Genomic DNA, 24644 nt, shown 5'->3' with positions numbered 1-24644 from the left:
CCTCCGGGGTTTCGTTCGCGAGATTTACATCTGCCGCGTAGTAGCGCCATTTATTAGAGAAGCTGGCGCTGGTGGTCGATCGCGGATGCTTTCGAGCGGGCGCAGACGGCCGGTCCCGAGTCGCTGGCGTTCAACACGGCGAAGAGCCACCGGCCTTCTCGCTGCGCATGCTCTCACCGTCTCAGGGAAGGTCGAACCGCAGCGAGGTCCCGTCCTCTGCGAGGTTCGACGGAACCGCCGTGGCGCCGCCAAACGTTGTCGGGGTGGCGCGATACGGTGCCTTCGTGCCAAGTAGACCGCCCCAGCGACCGCAGCGACGTCTGCAAACCAATCCGTTCGAGGCGCCGCAGTTCGGTGCCAGCAGCCGGACGTATGACTCGCCTGCGGTGAGGAGCGAGTCGAAACCAGAGGCGGCTCAAGGCCGCTACCTCTACGAGAGGCTTGGGGAGAAGCTCTTCCAACAGATGTGCGGTGCGCTGGTGGCCCACGAGTTCCCCGGTGTCACCTGCATGCCTGTGGGGCAGTCCGATGGTGGCCGGGATGTGGTGCGTGAGAACCCCGACGGTGGCCGGGTCATCTACCAGGTCAAGTGGTCGGCGAACTCGATTAAGTCTCCTGTCGCCTGGTTGAAGGCCGCGCTGAAGAAGGAAGCCGACAACATCCGGCGCCTGGTCAGGGGAGGTGCGACCGAGTACTACCTCATGACGTCGGTGGCAGGAACTAGCTTCCCAGGCAGTGGAAGCATGGATCAGCTCGCCGAACTGCTGATGGACTACTCGTCCGAGTTCGGGATACCTATGCGCTGCTGGTGGCGTGCTGACATCGACGCTCGTGTCAATCTGGCACCGCAGGAGTTGTTGTGGTCCTACGCTGAAATGCTCGCTGGTTGGGACCTGATCCGCTACCTGACGACTGCTAGCCGACTGCACGAACGTGACGAGCGGTTGCGCGACATAGTGAGGAAGGTCGTAGCGACCCAGTGGGAGGAAGACTCGAAAGTCAAGTTCAAACAGGTCGACCTTGACTCCTACGCGCTCGAGGACCTCTACGTCGATGTCGAGGCCGAACGTCTCGCACAGCCTCGAAGGCTTGAGGACATCGAACTAGAAATTGAGCTTCGCGAAGGCGGCGAGCTGGGAGGTGTTGCCAGGTACCTGCTTCAGGCCAAGTTGCCTTTGACCTTGGTCCGCGGAGCACCGGGGCAGGGAAAGTCGACCCTTACTCAGTACCTGTGTCAACTGCATCGCGAGGTGTTCCTTTCCAGCGCTGAGGACGGGGCCGTTCACTCGAATGAGAAGTTTCCAGATTTCAAGCCTCGTCTCCCGCTCAGGGTCGACCTGCGCGACTACGCGTCCTGGCTTCTTGGGTACGACCCGTTCGACATCGCTCATCCTGACGCTCGGCCGACGAAGAACAAGGCAACGGCCCGGTCCCTGGAGTCGTTCCTCGCGCGTCTGATGCAGGTGAAGAGCGGCGAGATGCCTGTCCGTGTCGAAGATGTCCACGAGCTCATCGCGCGGTTCCCCCTTCTCATCGTCCTCGACGGACTTGACGAAGTGGCATCAGCCGACGTGCGCCAGGACGTCGTGGCGCGCATCGACGAACTGACTGCACGCCTGGCCCGTAGCCAGTGGGCGCCGCAGGTCGTCGTGACGACCAGGCCGAACTCTTCCGGGCTGGCGGAGCCGTCACCCGACCGTTTTGAAACCATCGCGTTGAAACCGCTCGGCCCCGCTCTGCGTCGTAAATACCTTGGAAAGTGGGCGGACTCACGCCGGCTGCCCGCGGGTGATCGAGCCACGCTGCAACGCATCTTCGAAGCACGGTCGGCCGAACCGCACATCGCGCAGCTGGCCGAGAACCCCATGCAGCTCACGATCTTGCTCTACCTGATTCAGAAGCGCGGAGACTCGATTCCGCACTCCAGGACGGACCTGTACCGGTCATACATGCAGACGTTCCTCGACCGCGAGGCGGCGAAGAGCCCAGCGGTGCAGACGCACCGCGACGATTTGGAAGAGGTCACCGCCTACCTCGGCTGGCAGTTTCAATCGCTCGCCGAGTCATCCGGTGCCAGTGGGCAGCTCCCGATCAAGGAGATCAAGCAGTCCATCGTCGCATACCTGTACGACGCCGACAAAGACACACATCTGGTGGAGGCATTGTTCACCGCCGTAACCGATCGAGTCTGGGCGCTCACGAGCAAGGAGCAGGGCAGCTTTCGGTTTGACGTCCAACCAGTGCAGGAGTACTTCGCTGCCAGCTACCTATACCACTTCGCCGGAGCAGCGCAGGCACGGTTCGACGGCTCTGAGGTCTTCCGCGCTCTGGTGCGACGTCCGTACTGGTTCAACACGTGTCGCTTCTACGCGGGTTTCGCCTCTGTCAACGAACTGGCTGCACTCGCGGAGGTTCTGGAGGAAGAGATCGAGCGGTCTTCGCCTCCCTTCGATGTCTCTACACCTAGCGTCCACATCGCGCACACGCGAATGGTCATCTGGACATTGCTGGCGGACGGTGTGTTTGCCGCCCGTCCTCGGACTCAAGCGCGTGTTGCTCGCCTGATCAGCGATGATCTGGGTGTCCGGCTGATCGCCGACGCGCTGGACAAGGCGCACGATCTTCCTGACATGGCCGCAGACCGAGGTGGATCCGCTCTCGTGAAGGCTCTGCGGGAGGCCATCGCTGCCGACCCTCAGCAACCAATCAATCGCATACGTGCGGAACTAGTCGCCCATGTGTTGATCCAGAACGAAGTTGATGAAGACGAGCTATGGCGCACGTGGTGGCAATCGAACCTCCATGCAGCGGCGGGCTCAGATGAAGAATCCACATGGTTGGCGCTCGGCGGCCCTATGAAGAACGCAGCGCACCTCCCCGGCGCGATTTGGTCAACGCTTGCACTTGATGAGCCTGGTGCCGCTCATGCGGCCTTGGAATCAGGGATGCAAGCCGCTACTGGTTCTGTTCAGTCTCAACGGCTCCTTCGCGCAGTACTCAATGGACATTGCAGCGACGCCAGGCCGACGGTTGGAGGTGGTGAAGCAGCTTGGTTGTTGTTGCTTTGGGCACCGCGCCACTTTCACCGCAAAGCCGTTGAAGAGGCATCGCTCTCCTCTTCCCGCAACGTGCGCCGCCACCTTCAGCAGGGTTCAGACTCGCGACTGCGCCACGCCAAGCAATTGTTCGCCCTGGACGCTCGTTACGAGCGCGTGTACGAGGCCTCGAAGACCGGCAAAGGGCAGAAGGGGACCACCTCCGCGTGGAGTAACACCGCCAGGGAGCTGGCGGTGATCCATGGCCCGTCCCTTTTCGCCGCCGAGATCACCGTCATTGGCGCCGCGCTGCCAGCAGATCGGATCATGACCGGAGGGGACCTCACCAAAGACTCAGAGCCTCTCGGTGACGAGGCTGACTACGGTCGGCTCCTCAACGATGTTCGTCACCACAGGCGCAATCGCTCGTGGTGGGTCTCCGCGTTCGAGAGGTACCCCGACCACCTGTCACGCGCCACCTGGCTGTTGAGTTTGCTGGCTGTCGCGGACACCACCGTGGTGGCGGAGTGTCTCGAGCACATCGACGCAGTCACGAAATCTTTGCCCGGACCCGACCTGCACGCTGTCCGGCTCGCATCTAGCAGGACTGGCGCCATCGATCTCGTACGGCGCCTTGATCGAACAATTCTGGATCGGCTCAGCAGGCACTCTGCAGACACGGCGTTGCTCGTGCTGCACAACACCATCGCCCCGAGCAGCTTCGACCGCCTGAGCGGGCTTTCTGAGGAGTTCCTCGGAAAGATGATCGATTTGGAGTTGTGTTCTTGGCCGGCGACACATGCCGTTCATGGGCGCATGCTGTCCACCCCGTCTATTGCGCGCTGCGAACTTCTTCGCGCTGGTGGACCGAACAATCTCATATCTGGTGAGGTAGCGGGAGAGCTGCCGGATGACCTCGTGCGTGATGTCCTCACGGCACCTGCAGACGTGCCTGCGCCGTGGTTGCGGAGGGCAGAAGCGCAGTACTCAACAACTGTGAGGCAGACGAATCTGGCAGATCACGCACGTGGTGCACGCTGGTTTGACTCGATGAGATGACATGGTGGCGGCACTCCGTGAAGCGTGACCACGAGGTGATCCATTGGCAGGCCAGTGACGCTGGCACCGCCTATTCACCTGCCATGCCTCAATCAGCGAACGCTGAGGCGATGCTGTCACGTTTCGATGGCTGGCTGATTTGCTGGAGCTGAAAGGCCCACGGTGCAGCTGGATCTCGTCGGTGTGCTCGCCGCGATCGGGGGAGCGGTCAGCATGGCGTCTGGCGTCTCGCTCACGAAGCGGTGGCGTTCAGAGGGGTCAACGTCCTGATGCTCATCGACTGGCAGCTCACCGTCGGCGGACTGGTGTTGCTGTCCGTGCGGTTCCTGGCAGAGGGCCTGCCGGGCACGATCAACGGTACCAACGTGCTGGGCCTCGGCTACCTGATCGTGCTTGGCTCGCTGTTGGCTCATCGATCACGTGAGACGTTGCTTCTAAGGGCTGAAGGGCGAGAGCGACGCCACTGCGGCTGAGTCAGGGCCCGGCGTGAAGACGCACTCGACCTCGCGGCCGGCCAAGGCTGTCTCCCGGCACGCTTCTGGGCCCTCAAGGTGCAACTTGGTGAGTCGAATCCAGAGAGGGCCGATCTCGAAGCTGACTCCGTTGAAGGTGAGGGGGAGTGACTCGTCGCTGATCTGCATGCTGACGCCGTCCGTCTTCAACTTGTCGGACAGCTCCAGGTGGTCACTTGGGTTCTGGGTGAAGCGTAACTGCGGGGGGAACGGCAGTGGTGCCGGTTCGTCACGCAACAGTTGGGCGGCGAAGCGGATGTTGCGCTCGTCTGAGCGCGTCCACCGATGCGGAACGGGCAGTACCAGCCCGAGAGCGTCGCGCACGGCAAGCAGGTCACCCACCAGGTTCCGCAAGTTCACGAACTCGGGCTCAGCCGGCATGGTGATGGGAATGCTCAGTCGATCGGTCGGGAAGCAGATCTCCATCGTTCGGTCGGCATCAATCCCTGCAGCCAACTCGTACAGCCGGTGCAACCCCGACGGGTCGATCGTTGACAACGGGACCTTGCTGCCGCTGCCGTCGTCGATGTTGAGATGTACCGAGAACTCTGCCTGCTGTCCACGCCTGCGCCGCAGGAGTATCCGAGTAGTCAACAGGCCGGTGCTGTCCATGCCGCGCAGCGTTATGCCCTCGGTGCCTTTCTCTCTGTGGGTCAATGAGATCTGAAGCGGGCGTGTGGATGGCTGGCCGCCGCCAGTGATACGCAAGGTTGCTGGCATCGGTAGTCCTGCATCGTCTCCGTCCGAGCTGATGGTCAGAGAGCCTGGCCCTGGCTCCAGCCCGAGAGCCTCAAGGCCCGCGATGCTGATACTCGTGACGTATCGAGGCGGGATGGTGATCGTGCCTCCAAACGCGACAACCTCCTCGTACTTCCGACGGGTTGCTTGGGCGTCTTCATCGACCGGGAAATCGAGCTCGTAGTCGATGTGGACTTCATCAGGAGCGGCTCCTGTTTTCGGGGCGGCGATCAGCTGTTGCGTCTCGGTGTCCCACCTGATGTTCCAGCTGGGGGAGAGCTCGTTAGCTCGGTTCTGCAATGTCATTGCCCGGCTCACGAAGTCTGAGGCGGTCAACATGTAGTCGGTCTCGGCGCGTGCCTCAGCGACTGCCCTGAAAACCTCGACTTGTGCGCCGTCGAGCGTCGCACGGCGGATGTCCGGGTTTGCCGCGATTCGCTGGTCCAGCCAGGTGCGACCGAGCCACTGGAGCGGGAAAGGCACTTCGGCGGCGAGTTGGTTCGAAAACCAATCGCAGAGAGCCGGTGTCGGATCGACAGGCGCGACCAGAACCCAGCGAATCGGGTCATGCCTTGCCGCGTTGCTGAGTGAACGCTTGATATTGCGCTTCTGCGTGCTCGTGATCCTTGTGAACTTCTTGCACTCGAACACCACGAGCCCGTCCGGGCTCTCCCAGCGGAGATCTACTCCGCCGTCCCCGCCTCGGCCGTCGATGGGGATCGCATCAGGATGTTCGCGAATGATCAACATCTTGGCCAGCTTCTCGAAGTCGGCCGGCCTGTCTTCGAAGTTTTCCCAGCGCACACCAACCACCGAGAAGCCTCCGGTCCTAGATAGACGTGCTTCGAACGTTCCAAGAATGGTACTTCGCGGGCTTGGGCATTTTGTGCAAGCAAGCCCGCTGGTCGTCAGCGTCTCGCATGAGCAAGCATCTGACGCCGCCTGCCGGTGTCCTTCATGGTACGAGTTTTCTGCATCTCTGAACGTGAGTCAGCCATGCCAGATGTCGCGGGCACATTCGCTTGCTTCGCCAAGTGGGACCGGTCGTGGCACGAGATGGGCGCAGTCTCGGCCGCATGGACGAACGTTGCCGTGCGCTAGACCATTGGCTGGCAAGAGAGGTCCACTGTGGACGTCAATGTATGTCTACAGTGGACCTGCCGGGCCCCTTCTGGGCCCCTGCTCGTCGAGACCCAACGAGTCACGATGGGTCTGAACAGGCAAAACATCCCGATGGGGCCGCCTTCGGAAGATGTCCCGAGAACGGCCCCATCGTGGCCTGTCAGGTCTGGTCGGCCCACCACTTCTGTCCGGCCGCGCCGAGGGTCGAGATCGGGTCGTAGTAGGGGTAGCGGCGGTCGAGCGCCTCGGGGTCTTCGAGTTCGATCCCGGTCCGGTAGTTCTTGGTCCAGTAGGAAATGCCCAGCTCACGGTCATATTCGGCGAGCTGGTGCACCCACCGCTTGCCGACGTACGGCACGTCGCAGACGATGCGCGGCGTCGCGTAGCCGGGCAGGTAGCCCATGATCGCGTGCTGCAGCTCCTGCGCCTCCCACACCGACACCCGCCAGTGCTCCGCGTTGGGGATCATGTTGCACATGATTCGGCGACACTCCCGGCGGCAGCGTGACCTGCGGCAACGCGTCGCAAACGGTGCAAATCCTGATCATGGGGCCCCTTCGGGCCCCTTTTTGGTAACGCGGTTCGATCATGAACGTTAGCTGGTCTCAGGCCTTGTCTTGATCTTGGGTTGCGATTGGGGATGCTGTGATCCGGCGATCTGGGCCCTGCGGTGCATGCAATTCGCGTGAGGTGTCGCGGTCGCAGGGAATTTGGTCATCTCAACCCGCTGATTAAGAGTCCTCGGGTGGACCCCGACGGTGGTGTCGGGTGATGTCGGTGAGTACCGTTTCTGCACTTACAAGAAGTGCAGGCCACTCCTGTCGTGATGTGCCGTCCTGGATCGTCGCAGGTCAGGGATCTCAGGCTCCTCTCGCAGCTTCGGGCCCGATGGGTGTAGTCGTACGCCGGTCTGAGAACCGGCACTGGTCCACCTAGATGCCGTGACGTGTCCTCTCGTAGCCGATGAGCGGATGCTCGCGAAGGCAGAGATCGTCAGTAGCGATGGCGGGATTGTTGATCAGGTTCGGCGGGTGTGGTCCAGGTTCTGCCGTACGACCTTGGTGGTGGGGCGGTCGGGCCCGGAGACGTGTTCACTGTTGGCGAGGGTGGCTTCGTACAACGGGATCGCCCTGCCCACGTCTCCTGCGACCCGGTAGGCGTAGGCGGTTGCGGGAGCGCAGCGTGTCGCGGCGCGCGGATCGTCCAGGACCTCCAACTGTTGCCTGTGGGCACGCAGGCGTCCTCGTGGAATCGAATGCGGGTCGACGTCCGGCCGTGCAACATCCTGCCGCCGCCGTGCGATCAAGCTTCTGTAGCGGCGATCGCACGAGGGCGGGCAATGAGCATCGAGATCTTCATCAGCCACGCGCCGGACGGCGCGGAGGACGCCGAGGCGTTGACCCAGCTGGTGGAGAAGAGCAACGACGCCGTGCGGGTGATCTCCGCTTCCACCTCGGACGACCTATTCGTCAGGATCGGGCTGGCGACGATCGTCATCGTCATCGTCACGCCGGACTACCTGGGCGACGAGACGTCCCGCCACGAGCTCTCGGTGGCGGAGGACATCGCGAGGCGCGACAAAGGGTTGTCGATCGTCTTGCTGGTGGCTGAGGATTCGGTCCCTGATCGGTTGCGGCGCTACCCGTCGGTGCCGTTCACGAGGCCGGTCGGGCGCGAGGTTATCGGCGGGATAGTGAGCGTGGCCGGACCGCGTGAGATGCCAGAGCTGACCAGGCAGCCCGCCCCGTTCATCGGCAGGGCCGAAGAACTGCGGACGCTCGTCGACTGGTGCGGGTCTGCGGCCAGGCATTCGGGAGCGATGGTGTTCGGCCTTCCCGGAACCGGCCGGACCAGGCTGGCGAACGAGCTGTGCGCGCAGATGCGTGCGGACGGGTGGAACGCGGGGTTTAACGGAGACCCTGGTGTGCTGTCGTCCTCGGCCTCGCGGACGCTCGTCGTGATCGACCATGCTGACATCGCTCCGATCGCCCGTGTTCTCGCGCTCCTGGACGTCTCGGCACACGACCGGACGCGCGTGTTGCTCCTGGGACAGGACGAGGCGCCGTCGACCCTGTGGGACCAGGTCCTGCAGGCCGAGCCCGACGCCTTTCCGGAACGACCGCCGGTGATCATGTCGCTCAACCAGCGCCGGCTCAGCCCTCGTGACCTCCGGGACCTGGAGGGCTCGCACCACGGCACGCCGCTCACCAGGGCCGAGACACCGCTGGAACACCTGCTCGCCGCGAGCCTGCACCGTGGTGAGGATCGGGATTGGGAGTGGGGAGCTTGGCCCGCAGCCTACTTCGCGGCGGTCACCAGGTATTGGCGCACCAGGCTCGTCGAGGTCGAGGATTTGCCGGAAAAACCCGCTGCGCGAATCGTGTGGATCGCGGCGATGGCCGGGCTGCGGCCCAACGAACTGGGAAGCGTCACCGCCGAGTTGACGAACCTGCGCCTGCACGGGGCGATGCCCACCGGGTGGAGCGTCCTGCCCGCGCCTGACGGCACCACTCTGCTGGAACACGAGCTCGTCGTGGGGCACGCAGCGCATGACAATCCGGAGGGGCTGCGCGAGGCGTTCAACTGGGCCCTGGGGTCGCCGGGGCGACTCGCCCCTTTCCTCGAACGGATGGCGGCCGCGGCCCTCGCTCGGCCACCGTTGCGAAAGCCGCTGGTCGAACTGCTCGGCAGGGCCTTCAACCTGTGGCCGTTAGCGGCCCAGCAGAATCGTGCAGAGCTGACCTATGCGCTCTCGATGTGCATCTCTGTCGTCGCCCCGACGATCTCCCCGGAACTCGCCGAAGAATGGCGCAACCAGATCGGCGAGGTGGAGAGCGCGTCGACGGTCGACTTCCTAGGCACCGGCGACCAGTGGGCGCGGGAGGACGCCCTCAACCGGGGCGCGTGGATCAACGCACTGGTCACGATGGTGAAGCCACCTGCGGCGAAGCCGCTCGACCGGGACGGCACGGGCCCGTCCGTCATCGCGGTCGACGGTCCGTGGGGAGCGGGCAAGACGTCGTTGATGGGCATCGTGCGCAAGCGGCTCGACGACCTGCCCGCACCACCCGCATCGGAGCAGCGGCGGAGACGGATCCGGCGGCTCTGGGCGAAGCGTTGGCTGACGTTGGCGGGCGCGATATACCTGTTGTGGCGCAAGCCCGAAAATAGCAGTGGAGACCAAGACTTTCCCGCTCCAGTCTCGCCGATCACCGTGTGGTTCAACCCATGGGCGCACCAGTCGAGCGACCAAGTCTGGGCGGGCATGGCACGGTCGATCCTGGACGCGGTGAGCGAAAAGCTGTTCGCTACTGAGCACGAACGTGCCCGATACTGGTTGCGGCGCAACGGAAGCAGACTGGACCGGGGACGGTTGCGCCGGTCGTTGCTGCGCAATGCGTTGTCGCCGCTGGTGAAGCTTGCGGTTCTGTCGGTGGCCGTGCCCGTCGGCGCGGCGCTGCTGCGGTACGACCGGTCGATCGACGTGCTAGGTGTGCACGTCGCTAGCGGTGCGACGCTGGCGAAGTGGGTTGCGGCGGTCCTGGTTGCCGCGGCGGTGGTGGACACCCTGCGGCGGTTCTTCTTCGGACGTGCCGCCAACTGGTGCCCGGCCGGGCTGCTGGACGGTCCGGTGCTGAGCGGCGCACTGGCCCAGCCCGGCGCGGACTCGGTGTTGCGCGACCCGCTCTACCACGCCCGATCCGGCTACCTCTACCTGCTGCAGCACGACATCCACGAGTTGCTGCAGGACGCGGCGGCGAAGCGGCACTCTGTCGTGGTATTCGTCGACGACCTCGACCGGTGCAACCCGAAGACCGCGTGCGAGGTGCTGGAAGCGGTCAACCTGTTCCTGTCGGAGGACTTCCCGGCGACGAAGTTCGTGCTCGGGCTGGACATGGGTGTGGTCGCCGCGCAGATCGACCAGGTGATGAAGGACTTCACGCTGGAGAAGACGCGCCGCTACTTCGACGATCCGTCCCCAGGGTGGACGTTCCTGCGCAAGCTCGTGCAGCTTCCCGTGCTGCTGCCGCGGATCGAGCGTTCGACGATGGAGAGCATGGTCACCCGGTTCCTCGGCACCGTGATCCCCGTCGCCGAGGAACCGGCTGCTCCGGCACCGCCACCGGCCGAACCTCGCGCCACCGAGGTCAGAACCGGCGCGGCGCCACAACGACAACAGCTGATGCCGGCACAGCCCGCGACTGGGCAGGAGGAGCCCGGCGAAGCGCCGGTCGACCTCGCGAAGCTTGAACGCCACCCGGCCGTCCGGCAACGCGTCCAGGAGAGGTTGGACACCCTGCCGGTGCAGTCCGCGCGCGAGGCGAAGCGGCTGCTCACCGTCTGGCAGTTCTACCTGAGGGTGTTGTCCGCCGGCGGATCGCCCGCCGGCGGTACGGACCAGGTGGTGCAGGCCAAGGCGGTGGTGCTGCTCGCTGAACTCGTCGTGCGCTGGCCGGCGTTGTCCGCCCAGCTCTTCGGCGTGGTCGACGGCGAACAAGGGGTCACCCGGCTGCGTGCCGCGGCACCACGCGACGACGTCGAGTGGGCGCGCGCGGCGGCCAAGGTCGGGCTCGACCCGAAACGGGACAAGGAAGCGGCGAAGTCGTTGCGCGAACTGCTCACCGAACAGGACTCGCACCTGCTCGCCGCCCTGTCCAGGAGGTTGCTGTGACCGGACCCTCGATCTCCGGTTGGAGCCCCGCCCGGCTCGGCGTCCACCAGGCTGTCGAGGTGTCCGGGGCCGCGGATCGGACGAAGCTTCCCCCATATGTGATCCGCGCGCACGACCACAATGTGCGCAAGGCGCTACGAGGGAAGGAACCGTTCGTCGTGCTGACGGGCACGTCGTGCACCGGCAAAACCAGGACCGCGTTCGAAGCCGTAAGGGCGGAACTGGCCGACCTGCCGTTGTTCCGCCCGCTCAGTGCGAACGATCTGGTCCGCCACATGCCAGACCACCCGGCCGTGGTGTGGCTAAACGAGATCCACCACTACCTCGTCGAGGACGCCGCCGTCGAGGCGTTGGACGCGGTCCTGCACATCCGCGGCCTGGTCGTGGTGGGCACCACTCTCACCGACCGGTGGTCCGAACTGAACGAGAAGAACGGCCCGTACCCCGCAGCCCGGGAACTGCTCGTCGCCGCCTACCCAGTCGAGGTGCCGGAGTCGTTCGACGGCGACGCCCTGACCCGGCTGCACGACGCAGGCCGCCACGACCCGCGACTCGCCTACGCCGCCAAAGCCGCAACGGACGGCAAGGTCATTCAGGCACTCGCGGGCGGCCCGGAACTGGTGCGCGCCTACCGAGACCCGGCCAACGCCGTCGCCAACGCCCTGGTCACCACCACTATCCAGGCGAGCCTCCTGCTGGGCGGCGGGCCGGTCCCGGTGGCCGTAGTCCGCGAGGCGGCGCCCGCCTACCTCGACAGCCACGACCGGGCCTCAGGCGCGTCCTGGTTCGCTGACGCGGATGCCCTGGCCGCCGCACCGGTGCACGGCATCAGCGCGCTCACCAAGTCGCGCGAACAACTGGACATGGGTGAGGCGGACCACTACCGGGCGCACGAGTTTCTGGTGCAGCACTTCAGGTCTCTGCCCTCGCGGGTGGTGCCGGCCGCGCTGTGGGAGGCGATGCTCACGCACCTCGGCCCCACCGGCGAACGTGCCGGGCTCGCCAGTTCCGCTACCCACCGAGGATTGTTGCGCCTCGCGGCCAGGACCATCCACCCCGTGACCCGCGAACTCGAAGGCGCGGAGCTCATGACGTGGAAGGTCGTCCAACGCGATCATCCTGATCACCTGACATGGCTGCGTGCTGCAGCCGCACTCGGCTCCATCACGAGCATGCATGCACTCGCCATGCAGCAGAGTCCAGAGGACATCGTGTGGTGGCAACGGCTTGTGCAGCGAACAGAGGCTCTCCACATGCACGAGCAGCTTCTCCAGTTGAAGAAAAGAGGGTTGTTGGAGCACGCCCTCCAGTGGCTCGGCCCTGCCCGAGACGCGGGCAACCCGGAGGCCCTGACCGCGACTCTCCGCCTCCTCGTCGCCTTGAAGAGGTACGACGAGGCCGTTGAGCTCGCATTGCCCTTTGGCGACGATCCGTTGCAGTACTTCTGGCTCTCGGACCTGTACCAGGCGAAGGGTGAAAACGCGAAGGCTACGGCTGTCCTGAGGAGATGGGCAGAAGCCGGGGATTGGCGTGCGATGTTGTTGCTGGCACGCCTTCTTCGTGTCGACGAGCCAGACGAATCGCGGAGGTGGAGAGCGGAAGGGACGGTTGCGGCGAAGAACGAACTCGCCCTCAGGAGAAGGTTGTTTCCCCTAGGACTAAGGCGATATAGGGAAACGCGGAGGAAGCACGATCGCTTGAAGACCGCGAGGCAGCTCGTCAAACACGGAGATGTCGTGGCTGCTGCCGCAGTGTGGCAGGAAGACGCCGAACTTGGTGACGGCCACGCTCAGCACAGTCTTGCTGAGTTGCGGATGAACAACGGTGAGTCCGAGGAAGCCGAACGGTGGTTCCGAGCGGCCGCCCAAACCGGTGAACCGCGCTACCGGGATGCGCTGGCTTCGTTCCTGGCCAGCACCGAACGCCTGCCCGAAGCCCTGCGGATGTGGAACGAACCGGCTCTGCTCGACGATCCAGACCACCTGCGCCACCGCTTCGACGCCCTGATCCGTGCCGGCCGCGCGGACGAAGCCATGGCCCAAGTGATCGAGCTGGCAGAAGAAGGCTCGCTCGCGGCAATGCGCTTGCTGACAGACGTGATGAGCGAGCCTGAGGCCACCAAGTGGAAGCACCGTATGGCCCGTGCCGGTGCGGTCGACATCGCCCACGACCTCGCGCGCACAGACCTGGCAGAGGGAAGAGCCTTGGCCGCTGAACGCCTCCTGCGCAGCGTGCCTTCACGAGACCAGCCCACCGAAGCTCTGCTACGCGAGGCGCTCGTCGCGCTGGGGCAGAACGACGAAGCAGAACGACTGCTCCGCGCGTCCGTCGAACGCGGCGACGAGTCACTCAACCAACTTGTCGCGTTCCTGCGTACAAGGGGCCGCGACGCCGAGGCGAACCAGGTTGACCTGTACGGCATCGAGGTGGGAGGGAGCACTGCCGAACCCTGGTCCTTCAAACCGCTCGACTAAAGTCCGATGTGGATGGTCAAAGCCGTGGTTCCTCAACGTCGACGGCACCTCCGAAGGCGGCTTGCTCCCGCGCAGCTGGTAGGCTGGCTCGCCGTACATGGGCAATAGGCCGCCCAGGTTGTGGCATCCCCGCTGCGCAGCCGCGCAGTCAGCCGGGCCTCGCACAGCGCGTCACCCACACGCCGCCTGCCGAACAACAGCTTGTAGAACGTCAGCTCATTGGCGTTGTGGCCTCGGAAACGGGTCTCCGGAAGGCCATTGTGCGGGGAGACCGAGTGCAGTGTGGACTTCGGTCACAGAGGGCTCGCGTTCAACTTGGCCGTCGACGAGCCGTGCCGCTTTCCAGGTTGGGAGCACCGGTGCGCTGATCGAGTTCTGATGGGAGCTGTGCCAGAGAGTGGGGGACTTGGTCGCCCAGGTCGGCGGCGCTGGGTTGTCGACGACGAGTACGCCGCTCACCCGCTCATGGCCGTTGTCACGGGGAGCCGTCCAATACCCGTTGGCCAGTCGGGTGTAGGTCGAAGCGCCGTCTCGACGGGCGTGCCCGTGAGAGCTTCCGTACAGCGCGGTCTTGACGTCCTCCTCCTCGGGCAAGAAGCCAGCGTGCCCGACTGCCACGATGAAGGGCAAATTCAGCTCGCCGTACTTGGTGCCCTTCCTCTTGACCGTGTCGAGCACCAGCTCGCTCTCGCCGCCGAACCACGCAATCGTTGGATAGAACCCGATGGTTCGTCCCGGAAGACCTCGACTTTCGGGGCTTCGCGGGATTGCCTCGAACGAGATGGACCAGTCGGCCTCTGCCCACGTGTGGCGTGCTCGTGCCCCGTCGCGCAGCTCGCGGTCGGCGATGAACTCGTCCGGATCCAGCTCTTCGAGCCATCGAGCGAGGTCTGCCTTGAGGCGTTTCTGCGAGGGCTTCTTCGCGCCGGTTCTGTTGATCGTGACAGCCAGGTAGAAGTTCGGGCTGGGGACCGTGTTGATCGCATCGAGCAGCGATGCGATCAACGGGTTGTACGCCGATCCCTTCAGGCGCTGGACTGTCCAGACCGCCTCCAGGACGAATTGTCCGTCCTCGTGTGTCACGAGGAAGTCCGGGTACTTGCCGCGGTCACCAGCGGCTTGCTCGACCTCTACGGTGCAACCGGAGCCGATCAGCATCTCGTGCAGGTACAACTCCCACAGGGCCGAGAAGACGTTCGAGTCGTTGTTCCGATCCCGAAGCCTGCTACGGATGCCTGGTTGAGCGTCCACTGGCAGGTGCGATGACCATTCGTTGATCACTTCCCGCACCTGGTCCCAGTACGGACCAGCGATCCGGTCGTAGAACTCTGCCTCGGGCTCGCTCTCCCGCTTGGGGGACGCATCCGTTCGGCTTCGATCCGAATAGATCACCATGAGACCTGATGTTAGATCTGGTGACGAGGTTCCTCACACCATTTCCGTACCAGGACAGAAGGTTCCGGGCGTGCGACGAAGGACTATGAACTCGGTGTGGCGGATGAGGGCCATCGGCCAGCGAGTTGCAGCAGGGTCCAGTCGTGACCCGATCGGGTGGAATTGTTCACCGGCTCGGCGTGTGGAGTAACGCGCCGGCTTCGTCCAGCGCTGTTCAAGCACAGGCAGCGCTGAGCGAGGGAGGCGTGGATGCCTCGACCGAAGAAGTTCTGGCCCATGATCGAGGCCTCGCGATCCGAGGCGTGCCTGGCCGCCAGGCTTTACAACGATCCAGCTGAGGCACGTGCCTTCGAAGGCTTCGTCGTGCATATGCATCTTGCCTACCTGTATCTGCTGCACGCCGTCTTCACCCGTGACGACATCGACTTCCGCTACTGGAGACGCGACCTGCCGAAGCGTCTGGAGAAAGTGGACGGTGAACCGAAGCGCTGGGAGCTGGCTCGGTGCGTCGCGGAACGTTGGCCGCAGATTGATCCGGTGCGCAGCAACATCGAGTTCTTCATCGCGCTGCGCAACAAGATCGAGCACCGGTATGCGTCGCGGTCGCAGCTGAGCCTGCAGGCTGCTCTTGGCGGGCTCGCTCAAGCACACTTGCTCAACTACGAGGAAGAGCTCGTGGCGCAGTTCGGGCCGCAGACAACTCTGGCGACCAGCTTGCGGTTCCCGGTGTTCATCGGCAGCTTCACCGACCCCGGCGAGTCCACGCTTCTCCGGCTGCGAGCCGCGCTGCCAGCACAGCTGAGGACATTCATGGCCGAGTACCACTCGGGCCTGTCGGAAGAGATCGTCAACGACCGCCGCTACGAGCTGCGGCTCCGGCTCGTGAACGAGCTCGTGCCTCGTGACCCAGACGCGTTGCCGGTGCAGTTCACCAGGTACGACGACATGACCGAAGATCAAAAAAGCGCGGTGGAGACGCTCGGCAGGAAGGGGCTGGTCGTTGTTCGCGAGCAACGCCGCGGGGTGATCAACCTGGAACTCATGAAGCCTAATGTCGTGGTCCAAGAGGTTGCTGCCGAACTGCCGTTCATCTTCCACCGTGGCCACTTCATCAAGGCTTGGCAGAAACTCGAAGTGAGACCGCCTGTTGGCTCGGAACACCCCGAGCGCACAGACGAGCGCTACTGCTTGTACGACGAGATGCACAAGGACTACGGCTACACGAAGGCGTTCGTGCACAAGCTGGTCCGACACTTGAAGACGGCGAAGGGCTGGCGAGAGTTCTTCGGCGAGGAACCGCGTTACAAGGAGTCCGCGGACGGAACCAGGGGACTAGCTGCGGTCTAGACGAAAGCGATGAGGCAGCGGACATCATCGCTGCAGCTGGACCGCCGAACAAGCTGCCGCCGGCCCCTGAGCCTCAGGCCTCGAATCGAAGTTCGCACGTGAGTGCGTTGTCCTAGCTGAAACTAACCTGGAGTGCGAGCCTTATGGCTGTCAGTAGGTCCAAGGCGAAGTCTGGCGAGAAGGAGCGGCTTCGCTTGCGTCGCGACAGCGAGCGTTCGGTGGTGGCTGCACTGTCCGGCTTCGGTGATCCTTTGGCTGTAGCGCATGCGATTGTGACGTCCCCGTTGGGGATGCACCGGCATCTCACCCTGGCGCATGCGGTGAGGCTGGCGCTGCGTGCAACGTTTCAGGGACGAGCTCCTGGCAAGGCAGCAGGGGACATGCGGGACCTGATGAGGCTGCTCGAAGCGCAGGCGGGTTCGCTCGCGGCTTTGGAAGATGCGGTCCCGTGGGATCCGCGGGTACCTGCAACCAGGACGTTTCGAGATAAGCCGTATCGGCTCTACCCCGGGATGATGGAGCGGCCGGTGACGTCTTTGTGGACGGCTGAACTTGTGGCGCAGGCGGTCGATCCGACCCTTGAGCGCTTGCTGGGGTTCGGCGTTGCCGACTGGGTTGAAGTGTGCCTGGCGCACACCGAACACGTTGTCGAACGTCTTGCGCCGGTATGGCCTGCAGGCGGTGAGCCGGAAGTTGGAGATCTTCCCCAGGTGAGCGCTGACGAAATCCGCGCCGCCCGCGACGTGCTGACGTGGACACCTCTTGGGGCGGAAGCGACTGAGGCACATCGCAAAGCGCTTGAGTGGGGCACTGTCACCCTTGGACAGCTCGAAGTAGACCTCGGGATGACGTCGACTTGCTTCGGGACAGCGATCGCAGTGTCTGGTCCAGCCGGCGTGCGCTATGCACTCCCACTGCCCTATGTGACCGAAGCGTGCGAAGCCGGGGTCACCCGGCTGGCAGTTCATGCCGCCGCGCAGTCCTACCGAGCACAGCAGAAGTGGTTGCAGATCGCGCGATCCCAACTCGGCAAGCTGATGCACTCTCTGCCGGACCTGCCCCCAGCGCATGTAGTCCAAGGGCCGGCAGGTCCGGTGATGTTGATTCACTTCGGTGAACGTCATGTGCTGGCGTTCGCGGTCGCTGCACACATCGGTCCTATGTGTGACACGCAAGCGGCAGAAGCTGCGTTGTGCGCGATCGCACCGGGAGCAACGGTTGGAACGGATGCTGGTGAACTGACTCTGTCCGCGGATGCGGAGGTGCTTCGTGTCGTTGTCACGGCGTCGGTGGGAGCGACGTTCTTGGGTGTGACCGAGCAGGTCGGGCTCGTGACGATGGAGGACTTGGCGTGGATGGTCAAGACCTGCGAGCGAGCTGACGAGTTGTGGGCATTCTTCCACGAACAGGTCGTGACGAACGCTGAGGTCGAGATGCTCGGCTGGGAACTCGTCAACACCTGGCAGACGTGGAGAGCCACCGGACAGGCCTTGCACCGTGCTGGGCTGCCTCCGACCGGGATCATGGTCGCGCCACATCAAGTTGGTGACGAGGAGTGGGAACTCGCGGGTGAGCAGGCCCCTCTTGAATGGGCGTTGCACAGGCTCGAACTTCCACCAACGACGAAGCTGAAGTCCATCGCGTCCGAGACGAGCGGCCTGGTGAGCTTCTCCGCGCAGGGCAGAACTGCTGGGGCGCTCGCTCTGCTCGACCCTGCCGATCCCAGATGCGGACCTGTGGTCGTAGAGGGTTTGCAGGGAGCTGTGCCTGCAGATCTTCTCGGATTCGCACTCAACATGCTCGGGACAGCGTGCCGCGTGATGTTGCAACTGCGTGTCGAGACGGTCGATGCGCTCAAGGCTTGCGGCCTCAATCAGGTAGTCGTTCTGCACAAGTACGCGGAGTTCGACGGCGAACCCATGGTGCTCGCCGATCAAGAAGATGACCTTGTCGTCCTGTGGTCTCCGGGGTTGCAGGCCCACGAGGTCGAGAATCCCGGATACATCCAACAACGACTTGGCGTGCTGATCACAGAAGCGTGGTCGCGAGCCTGCGATGGCAAGCAGCAGGCAGTCGCTGCGTTGGCCGCAGCATGGCCTGGTGCTGACAGGGTCCTCGTCATTTCCGCCGAAACAGTGCTGAACCAGGCACGCGACTTGGAACGGCCGGCACCCGTGGCCGAGTGGGCGGTGTCGCAAGCCAACAGGATGCTCGGTGTCCACCTTGCCGGCTCGGGCCAGGCGCCTGGGCGACGTGACAGAGCTGAGTCCAGAACGCTCGAACTCGGAATCATCCTGTCGTGGCTCCGCGAACAGATGGCTGAGAAGTTCGTGCGCTTCTCCGCGAGCGCGGTGCTCAACCGAGCCGCAGTCGAGATGGAAGCGATCACCTTCACCCGGGAAGCGGAGCGCCGGCAGCGCAGCAACCTGGCACAGATGCCTCCCCGATTGAACGAAGCAGGAGAACCTGAGCCAGAAGCAGACAGCGAACTCGCCCAGCAGTCGGCGATTTTCGCCACACTGATCGAGTTGGCCTTGGTCGCAGAGCAGCAAGGCGAGATCGAACCTGACGACATCGAATGGGCTCACCTGCTTGCACTGGCGGGTCTCTTCGTCGACTCCACCACGAGGTCCGACGCGCTGCTGCACGAAATGAGCAACGAGGTGACCGACGTGTCCGATCGGTTCGAGGTCACCCTGCAGCCGCAGGAATCGACCGCCATCGACATGGACGCGTTCAACGCAGCCCGTCTCCGGCACTATTCGGCGAGGAACCAACGACCTGCCAACGAAGCGGAGCGAGGCCCGAGCTTCAGCGATGTTCTTGCTCAAGTGGATCCCGCGATGCACAACGATCTTGGCTGTTCGGCAACCACGCTGTTGAACGCGTGCAGGGCGCTCAGCGCATGGCCCGTAAGCGATGAGAGCCCTACTGCCGTGGTGTCGTTGACCGAGGTGGAGGCCGACCTGGTCGAACAACTCGGCGTCGATCACTCCGAGGCGAGCGCAGCTCTTGCCGCGTTGACGCTGACTCGTGCTGACCTGACCGCTGAGCGCGTCCAGCCCTGGAAGGGCCGTGCCCGAGACCATCGCCTGCTTGTGCGACCACTGATCCAACTGTCTGACGACACGGTGCTCGTTCTGCCGTGGAACTCCTCTACCACAGGACGGGTGACCGGCGGCTATCTCAGTGACGGCTTGCTTCCATGGCCGACCAGCCGACTGGAGCGGTACCCGAGGCTTCGCAGTGCCCTGGACCAGGTGCGACTGCAACGCACCAGGGTTCTAGAGGACGAGGTGGACGAATGGTTGCGTGAGCACGGGTTCATTGTGCGCAGCCGCATCAAGGCTCACCATGCGCACACGATCGGATTGCCAAGTCTCCCCGGCGAAATCGATCACATCGCAATGCATCCCGACAGCGACACGATGTGGGTCATCGACGACAAAGACCTCGCAGAAGTGTTCACGTCGGCTGAGATTGCTCGCTCCGTACATCAGTTCTCCAAGCCGAAGGGCGAGTTCGCGAAGCTGCAGTCGAAGGTCGACGCCGTGGCAGCGGGATCTTCAGCGGTCGCGGCGTCTCTGCGAGTACCTCCGCCGAGAGTTGTCCGGGGGATTTTCGTCACGAGAAGGCCCAGCCCTGTCGCGTATGCGTTGCAATCACCGATCGCGTTCGTGACGCTGGGAGAGCTCGATTCATGGATGTTCCAGGAGGTCCCTGAGCGAACACAGGCATGAAGGTTGTGTTGGGACCCCGCCTGGTACAGGTGGGGATCCGCCACCTTGGCAGGGCTTCCAGCGTGCCCAGCCAAGGCTGGACCGGCGAAAACAGCGGGAATCTGGGGCTGAATCCTGCGCTGAATGCGGCCGATCGTTGCGGGGACAGGCAGCGCTTCCCGCAGTCGCAACAGGCTGCCTCGGCGGACCCTTCAACGCCTCCAACGTAGATCTGCGGTTACGTCCGGATGGGTGACCTAGCGCTGAATCCCTTGATGCTGTGATGGTGCCTGGCAGGCTGGTGTGTGTGTTGACTCGCATGCTGTGGCGGTCTTGAAGGAGGCTTGGCGTGGCCACCCGTGACTATTCGCCCGCAGTGAGGGCAGCACTGACCGCCTTCAGCGCCGGAAAGTGCTACTGGCCGGGCTGCGGTGAACAGCTGCTCCGGCTGGTCAACGGCAAGTATCGGATGGCGCTCGACATCGCTCATGTCTGTGCGCTGAACCCAGACGGTCCCCGTTACGACCCCACGATGACCGACAAGGAACGGAACGACTTTCCGAACCTGATCTACCTGTGCCGCCTTCACCACCGTGTAGTGGACGAAGACGGTGGTGATGCCTATTCCGTGGAGCTTCTTCTCGACTGGAAGGCAGATCGGGAGACGAGTGGCCAGCGGAGCTTGCAGGCGCAGTCGCCGGTCACCGTCGAGCTCTTCGAAACGGTGATCGTGGAGGCCATGGAGCGGCGTGACGACCAGATCAAAGAGACGCTTGCGCGGCTCGCGCAAACTGACCTCGAAGCGGCTCGGCTACTGCGTGAGCTTCAGGAGGAGTTGGCGGCGATCCGTCGCACTGGGGCTGTCGTCGACCCCGATACTGCGGCGATGCTCAGCGACGCTGCGTTCCAGTTACGGGGCTTGCCTGACAGTGCAGGCATGTTGAGCGAGGCTGCAGAACAGCTCGTCGGCCTCCCGGACTTGGTCACTCAGCTTAATAACGCAGCTGACCGCTTGAACGGTCTTCAATAGAGATCAGGACGCTTGTCGACTGAGCTGCTATACGAGCACTCATTGCGTTCACCAATGAATGGGTCGCAACGCGGCATCAGCCACCCGTGACCACTTTCGCCGCTGCGGAGGAGAGCAGCTCCACGATGAACTTCTGGCTGCCTTCGCCCACGGCTTTCAGCACCTGGTCCATTGTGCCGTGCTGCTGATCTGGTGCACCTACAGCAGCGATGAGCGGTAGTCGGATGGGTCAGACGTTGGGGATCTTGGCTGGCTTCGCCGTGGGCGGGATCGTCCATCGCAGGAGAACGAGCCCTGCTTGATGGCAGACGCGCGGGTCACCGCGTACTAGACCATTCGCTGACTAGCAGTGTCCACTGTGCACCTGCCATAGTGTCCACTATGGACTTCTGGGGCCCCTTCTGGGCCCCTTCTCGTCGAGACCTAATGGGTCACGACGGGTCTGAACAGGCAAAACATGCCGACAGGGCCGCCTCCGGAATGCGTCCCGGAAACGGCCCCATCGTGACCTGTCAGGTCTGGTCGGTCCACCACTTCTGGCTGGCCGCGCCGAGCGTGGAGATCGGGTCGTAGTAGGGGTAGCGGCGATCCAACGCCTCCGCGTCTTCGAGCTCGATCCCGGTGCGGTAGTTCTTCGTCCAGTAGGAAATGCCCAGCTCACGGTCGTATTCGGCGAGCTGGTGGACCCACCGCTTGCCCACGTACGGAACGTCGCAGACGATCCGCGGCGTCGCGTAGCCGGGCAAGTAGCCCATGATCGCGTGCTGAAGTTCCTGGGCTTCCCAGACCGACACCCTCCAATGTTCTGCGTTGGGGATCATGTCGCACATGTAGAAGTAGTACGGCAGGATGTTCGCTTCCCCTTGCAGTGCAAAGCAAAGGTCCAGCAGGTCGTCCGACGTCGCGTTGACGCCCTTCATCAGAACGCCTTGGTTGCGCACGTCCCGTACGCCGACCTCCAGGGCGGTGCGGGCGGCCTCGGCGACGAGGGGGGTTACGGACTGCGCGTGGTTCACGTGGGTGTGGATCGCGAGGTTCACGCCGCGCCGGGACGCGGTGCGCGCGACGCGCTCCAGGCCTTCGACCACTCGTGGCTGGAGCCAGTGCTGGGGGAGGCCTGCCAGGGCCTTGGTGGCCAGGCGGACGTCGCGGACCGTTTCGATGTCCAGCAGGCGCATGAGGAACGACTCGAGCTGTGGCCACGGCACGTTCGCCACGTCGCCGCCGGAGACGACCACGTCGCGGACGCCCGGGGTCTTCTTCAGGTACTCGATCATCTGGTCCTGGCGGTCCACGGGCTTCAGCGTGAGCTTGTGCTTGTCGATCAGCGGGGTGGAGTTGCCGACGAGGTCCATGCGGGTGCAGTGGCCGCAGTACTGCGGGCAGGTCGACACCATCTCGGCCAGGACCTTGGTCGGGTAGCGGTGGGTGAGGCCCTCCACCACCCACATCTCCGCCTCGTGCAGCGAGTCGCGCTGGGAGTGCGGGTGCGACGGCCACTTCGGGTCGCGGTCCGAGGAGACCGGCAGCATGTAGCGGCGGACCGGGTCGTTCAGGAACGCCTCGGTGAAGGCGTCGGGGGAGAGGTCCGCGTCGACCGCCATCGTGTTGAACATCTGCGGCGGGATCAGCATCGACATCGTCGCGAAGGCGTCCATGTCCTTGGCGAGGTCGTCGTAGAACCTGTCGGTCAGCAGGTCGCCCGCGACCTTGCGGAGCTGCTTCACGTTCTTCACGCAGTTCACGCGCTGCCACTGGGCGTCGCGCCACTGCGTCTCGGTCACGTGCGACCAGCCGGGGAAGCGTCGCCAGTCTGGTTCGACCAGCTCACGGCGGACGTACGTGTACGGCTGGCGGTCCAGCCGCTCCAGCGCCGTGGTGGCGTCGTGCAGCGCGGTCATCCGTACTCCTCAGCGTCGAGGTCGCGTGAAGATATCCTGTCATACCGCTAGGCTGCCGTAAATATTTCTGCTCAAGGCCTGGTGGAGGGCTGGTCGGGAGCAAAGACGGCCTGTTGTGCGTTGAGCGGATATGCCCCTCTTCGCGCTGCTGCTGCTCGGGATGTTCGCCGAGATCGCGGTCATGGTCGCCGTCGGCAACGCCATCGGCGGGCTCTGGATGATCGCGTTGCTCCTGCTCGGCACCCTCGTCGGACTGTCGCTGGTGCGCCGCCAGGGCGCGCAGACGATGGCCGCGTTCCGCGAGTCGGTGTTCCAGCGCCAGCAGCCCCACCAGGAGATGGCGGACGGCGTGCTGATCGCGGCGGCCGGCGCGTTGATCATGGTGCCCGGCTTCATCAGCGACGTCGCCGCGTTGTTCCTGCTCTTCCCGCCCACGCGCAGGCTCGTGAGCCGGCGGATCGCCCGCAAGGCGGAGGCGGCCGCGCTCAAGTTCGAGCACGAACGCCGCTTCGGCGCCGGTCAGGTCGTCGAGGGCGAAGTGATCGACGTCGACGCCGGCCCGGTCGTCATCACGGAGCGGCGCGAGCTCAGGTGATCCGCGCGTACCGGTCCGCCGACCTGGACGCGCTGTACGACATCTGCCTCGACACCGGCAACGGTGGCCTCGGCGCGCGTCACCTGTTCGACGATCCACGCCTGATGGGCCACGCCTACGTCGGCCCGTACGCGGCGTTCGAACCCGATCTGGTCTTCGTGGCGGAGGACGACGAGGGGATCTGCGGGTACGCGCTCGCGGCGTCCGACACGGAGGCCTTCGAGGACCGCTGCGACCGCGACTGGTGGCCTGACCTGCGCGTCCGCTACCCGTTGACGCCGAACGCGAACCGGATCGTGCAGCAGATCCACCACCCGGCCCGTGCCGATCTGATGCTCGCGAGGGACTACCCGGCGCACCTGCACGCGAACCTGCTGCCCCGCGCGAAGGGCCAGGGGTTCGGCGGCGCGCTCGTCCGCAGCCTGCTCGAACGCCTGGAGAAGGGCGTCCATGTGCACGTGCGGCACCACAACACACACGCGGTCGGCTTCTGGGAGCACATGGGCTTCCGCGTGGTCGACTCCGCGGAAAAGCTGGTCCTGGGGCTGCGCCTTTAGCCGAGGAGGTCCTTCATCAGCAGTTCGAAGTCGAGGACCTCACGCCCGGCCGGGACCGCGGCGTAGGTCGAGTCGAGGAACCGCTGCAGTTCGGCCGCGGACAGGTGGAACACCGCGTGCGAGTCCTCGGTCAGCAGTTCCAGCACGAGCACGTCGCCGTCGCCCGGCCGCAGTCGCACGTCCCCGAGCCCGGTCGGCGACAGCAGGCCGTCCGCGAGCAGTTCGCGGCCGACGAGCCACGTCGACTCCTGGTCCCGCGCCTGAAAACGCATGGTCACGGCATGCGGATCGTCTGATCGGTACTGGAAGTCGACGTTCATCGGCTCGACCGAGCCGTCCGGCCGAATGAACTCAACGACGGTGGCAGTGCCGACCCGGGTCTCGTTGAACATCGCCGTTCCTCCTCCGCGGTGAGGGTGCTGCATCCAACACGGCCGCCGTCCGGAGCCGGTTCAAAGCTTTCCCGAAGTTTTCGACTGGGTACCTGA

Annotated in this window: 13 protein-coding genes and 1 pseudogene; 9 read left to right on the top strand and 5 right to left on the bottom strand. The window is 64.2% G+C overall.

Annotated features, from left to right (window positions below; translation table 11 throughout):
• Window positions 1-284: 284 nt before the first annotated feature.
• Together DFR72_RS04980 and DFR72_RS44850 are read left to right on the top strand one after the other, a co-directional pair.
• Window positions 285-4094, top strand: coding sequence for an NACHT domain-containing protein (locus DFR72_RS04980; RefSeq protein WP_143086641.1), 3810 nt, complete (start codon window positions 285-287; stop codon window positions 4092-4094).
• A 269-nt stretch (window positions 4095-4363) separates the two neighbouring features.
• A complete protein-coding gene (locus DFR72_RS44850) occupies window positions 4364-4567 on the top strand; it encodes a hypothetical protein (RefSeq protein WP_143086642.1) in 204 nt (67 codons plus the stop codon).
• Here DFR72_RS44850 and DFR72_RS04975 read toward each other — a convergent pair.
• Window positions 4529-6148, bottom strand: coding sequence for a hypothetical protein (locus tag DFR72_RS04975; RefSeq protein WP_114773601.1), 1620 nt, complete (start codon window positions 6146-6148; stop codon window positions 4529-4531). The two genes, DFR72_RS44850 and DFR72_RS04975, sit on opposite strands and share 39 nt — an antisense overlap.
• A 478-nt stretch (window positions 6149-6626) precedes the next feature.
• A pseudogene (locus DFR72_RS04970) lies at window positions 6627-6944 on the bottom strand (lysine 2,3-aminomutase); the annotation flags it as partial.
• An 861-nt stretch (window positions 6945-7805) separates the two neighbouring features.
• Between DFR72_RS04970 and DFR72_RS04960 the strand changes: the two are divergent.
• Together DFR72_RS04960 and DFR72_RS04955 are read left to right on the top strand one after the other, a co-directional pair.
• Window positions 7806-11138, top strand: a complete 3333-nt coding sequence (locus DFR72_RS04960) for a P-loop NTPase fold protein (protein ID WP_170176124.1) — start codon at window positions 7806-7808, stop codon at window positions 11136-11138.
• Window positions 11135-13612: a tetratricopeptide repeat protein gene (locus DFR72_RS04955; RefSeq protein WP_090063822.1), complete on the top strand. Its 2478-nt coding sequence runs from the start codon at window positions 11135-11137 to the stop codon at window positions 13610-13612. The genes DFR72_RS04960 and DFR72_RS04955 overlap by 4 nt, the downstream gene beginning before the upstream one ends.
• A 216-nt stretch (window positions 13613-13828) precedes the next feature.
• On the opposite strand, the gene DFR72_RS04950 is transcribed toward DFR72_RS04955, so the two are convergent.
• On the bottom strand, window positions 13829-15007 hold the full coding sequence (locus DFR72_RS04950; RefSeq protein ID WP_211335305.1) for a hypothetical protein: 1179 nt from the start codon (window positions 15005-15007) through the stop codon (window positions 13829-13831).
• Window positions 15008-15256: 249 nt separating this feature from the next.
• Here DFR72_RS04950 and DFR72_RS04945 point away from each other — a divergent pair, with 249 nt between their 5' ends.
• The 3 genes from DFR72_RS04945 (at window position 15257) to DFR72_RS04935 (ending at window position 21103) form a co-directional block, all read left to right on the top strand.
• Complete coding sequence (locus DFR72_RS04945; protein ID WP_170176123.1) at window positions 15257-16354, top strand: DUF3644 domain-containing protein; 1098 nt, start codon at window positions 15257-15259, stop codon at window positions 16352-16354.
• A gap of 194 nt (window positions 16355-16548) precedes the next feature.
• Window positions 16549-20094 (top strand): hypothetical protein, encoded by a 3546-nt coding sequence (locus tag DFR72_RS04940; RefSeq protein ID WP_143086643.1) that lies wholly within the window; start codon window positions 16549-16551, stop codon window positions 20092-20094.
• Between the two features lie 328 nt (window positions 20095-20422).
• A complete protein-coding gene (locus DFR72_RS04935) occupies window positions 20423-21103 on the top strand; it encodes an ATP synthase subunit B family protein (RefSeq protein ID WP_143086644.1) in 681 nt (226 codons plus the stop codon).
• A 512-nt stretch (window positions 21104-21615) separates the two neighbouring features.
• On the opposite strand, the gene DFR72_RS04930 is transcribed toward DFR72_RS04935, so the two are convergent.
• Entirely contained in the window at window positions 21616-23004 is a 1389-nt protein-coding gene (locus DFR72_RS04930; protein ID WP_090063826.1) for a KamA family radical SAM protein, read from the bottom strand.
• Window positions 23005-23134: 130 nt separating this feature from the next.
• Between DFR72_RS04930 and DFR72_RS04925 the strand changes: the two genes are divergently transcribed.
• Window positions 23135-23599: an FxsA family protein gene (locus DFR72_RS04925; RefSeq protein WP_090063827.1), complete on the top strand. Its 465-nt coding sequence runs from the start codon at window positions 23135-23137 to the stop codon at window positions 23597-23599.
• The gene (locus DFR72_RS04920) at window positions 23596-24156 is read left to right on the top strand and encodes a GNAT family N-acetyltransferase (RefSeq protein WP_211335304.1); all 561 of its coding nucleotides are present in this window, start codon (window positions 23596-23598) and stop codon (window positions 24154-24156) included. Before DFR72_RS04925 ends, DFR72_RS04920 begins: the two co-directional genes overlap by 4 nt.
• On the opposite strand, the gene DFR72_RS04915 is transcribed toward DFR72_RS04920, so the two are convergent.
• On the bottom strand, window positions 24153-24548 hold the full coding sequence (locus DFR72_RS04915) for an SsgA family sporulation/cell division regulator (RefSeq protein ID WP_170176122.1): 396 nt from the start codon (window positions 24546-24548) through the stop codon (window positions 24153-24155). The genes DFR72_RS04920 and DFR72_RS04915 overlap by 4 nt on opposite strands.
• Between the last annotated feature and the right edge of the window lie 96 nt (window positions 24549-24644).

It is taken from the genome of Lentzea flaviverrucosa, assembly GCF_003350445.1.
GTDB lineage: Bacteria > Actinomycetota > Actinomycetes > Mycobacteriales > Pseudonocardiaceae > Lentzea > Lentzea californiensis.
The sequence above is the reverse complement of the archived record's forward strand: the minus strand, read 5'-3'. Positions and strand labels throughout refer to the sequence as shown.

Bases quoted from the DNA above. Each gene is read 5' to 3' on its own strand.
- DFR72_RS44850 (WP_143086642.1), top strand. From the start codon at position 4,364: ATGCTCATCGACTGGCAGCTCACCGTCGGCGGACTGGTGTTGCTGTCC.
- DFR72_RS04960 (WP_170176124.1), top strand. From the start codon at position 7,806: ATGAGCATCGAGATCTTCATCAGCCACGCGCCGGACGGCGCGGAGGAC.
- DFR72_RS04950 (WP_211335305.1), bottom strand. From the start codon at position 15,007: ATGGTGATCTATTCGGATCGAAGCCGAACGGATGCGTCCCCCAAGCGG.
- DFR72_RS04945 (WP_170176123.1), top strand. From the start codon at position 15,257: ATGCCTCGACCGAAGAAGTTCTGGCCCATGATCGAGGCCTCGCGATCC.
- DFR72_RS04930 (WP_090063826.1), bottom strand. From the start codon at position 23,004: ATGACCGCGCTGCACGACGCCACCACGGCGCTGGAGCGGCTGGACCGC.
- DFR72_RS04925 (WP_090063827.1), top strand. From the start codon at position 23,135: ATGCCCCTCTTCGCGCTGCTGCTGCTCGGGATGTTCGCCGAGATCGCG.
- DFR72_RS04915 (WP_170176122.1), bottom strand. From the start codon at position 24,548: ATGTTCAACGAGACCCGGGTCGGCACTGCCACCGTCGTTGAGTTCATT.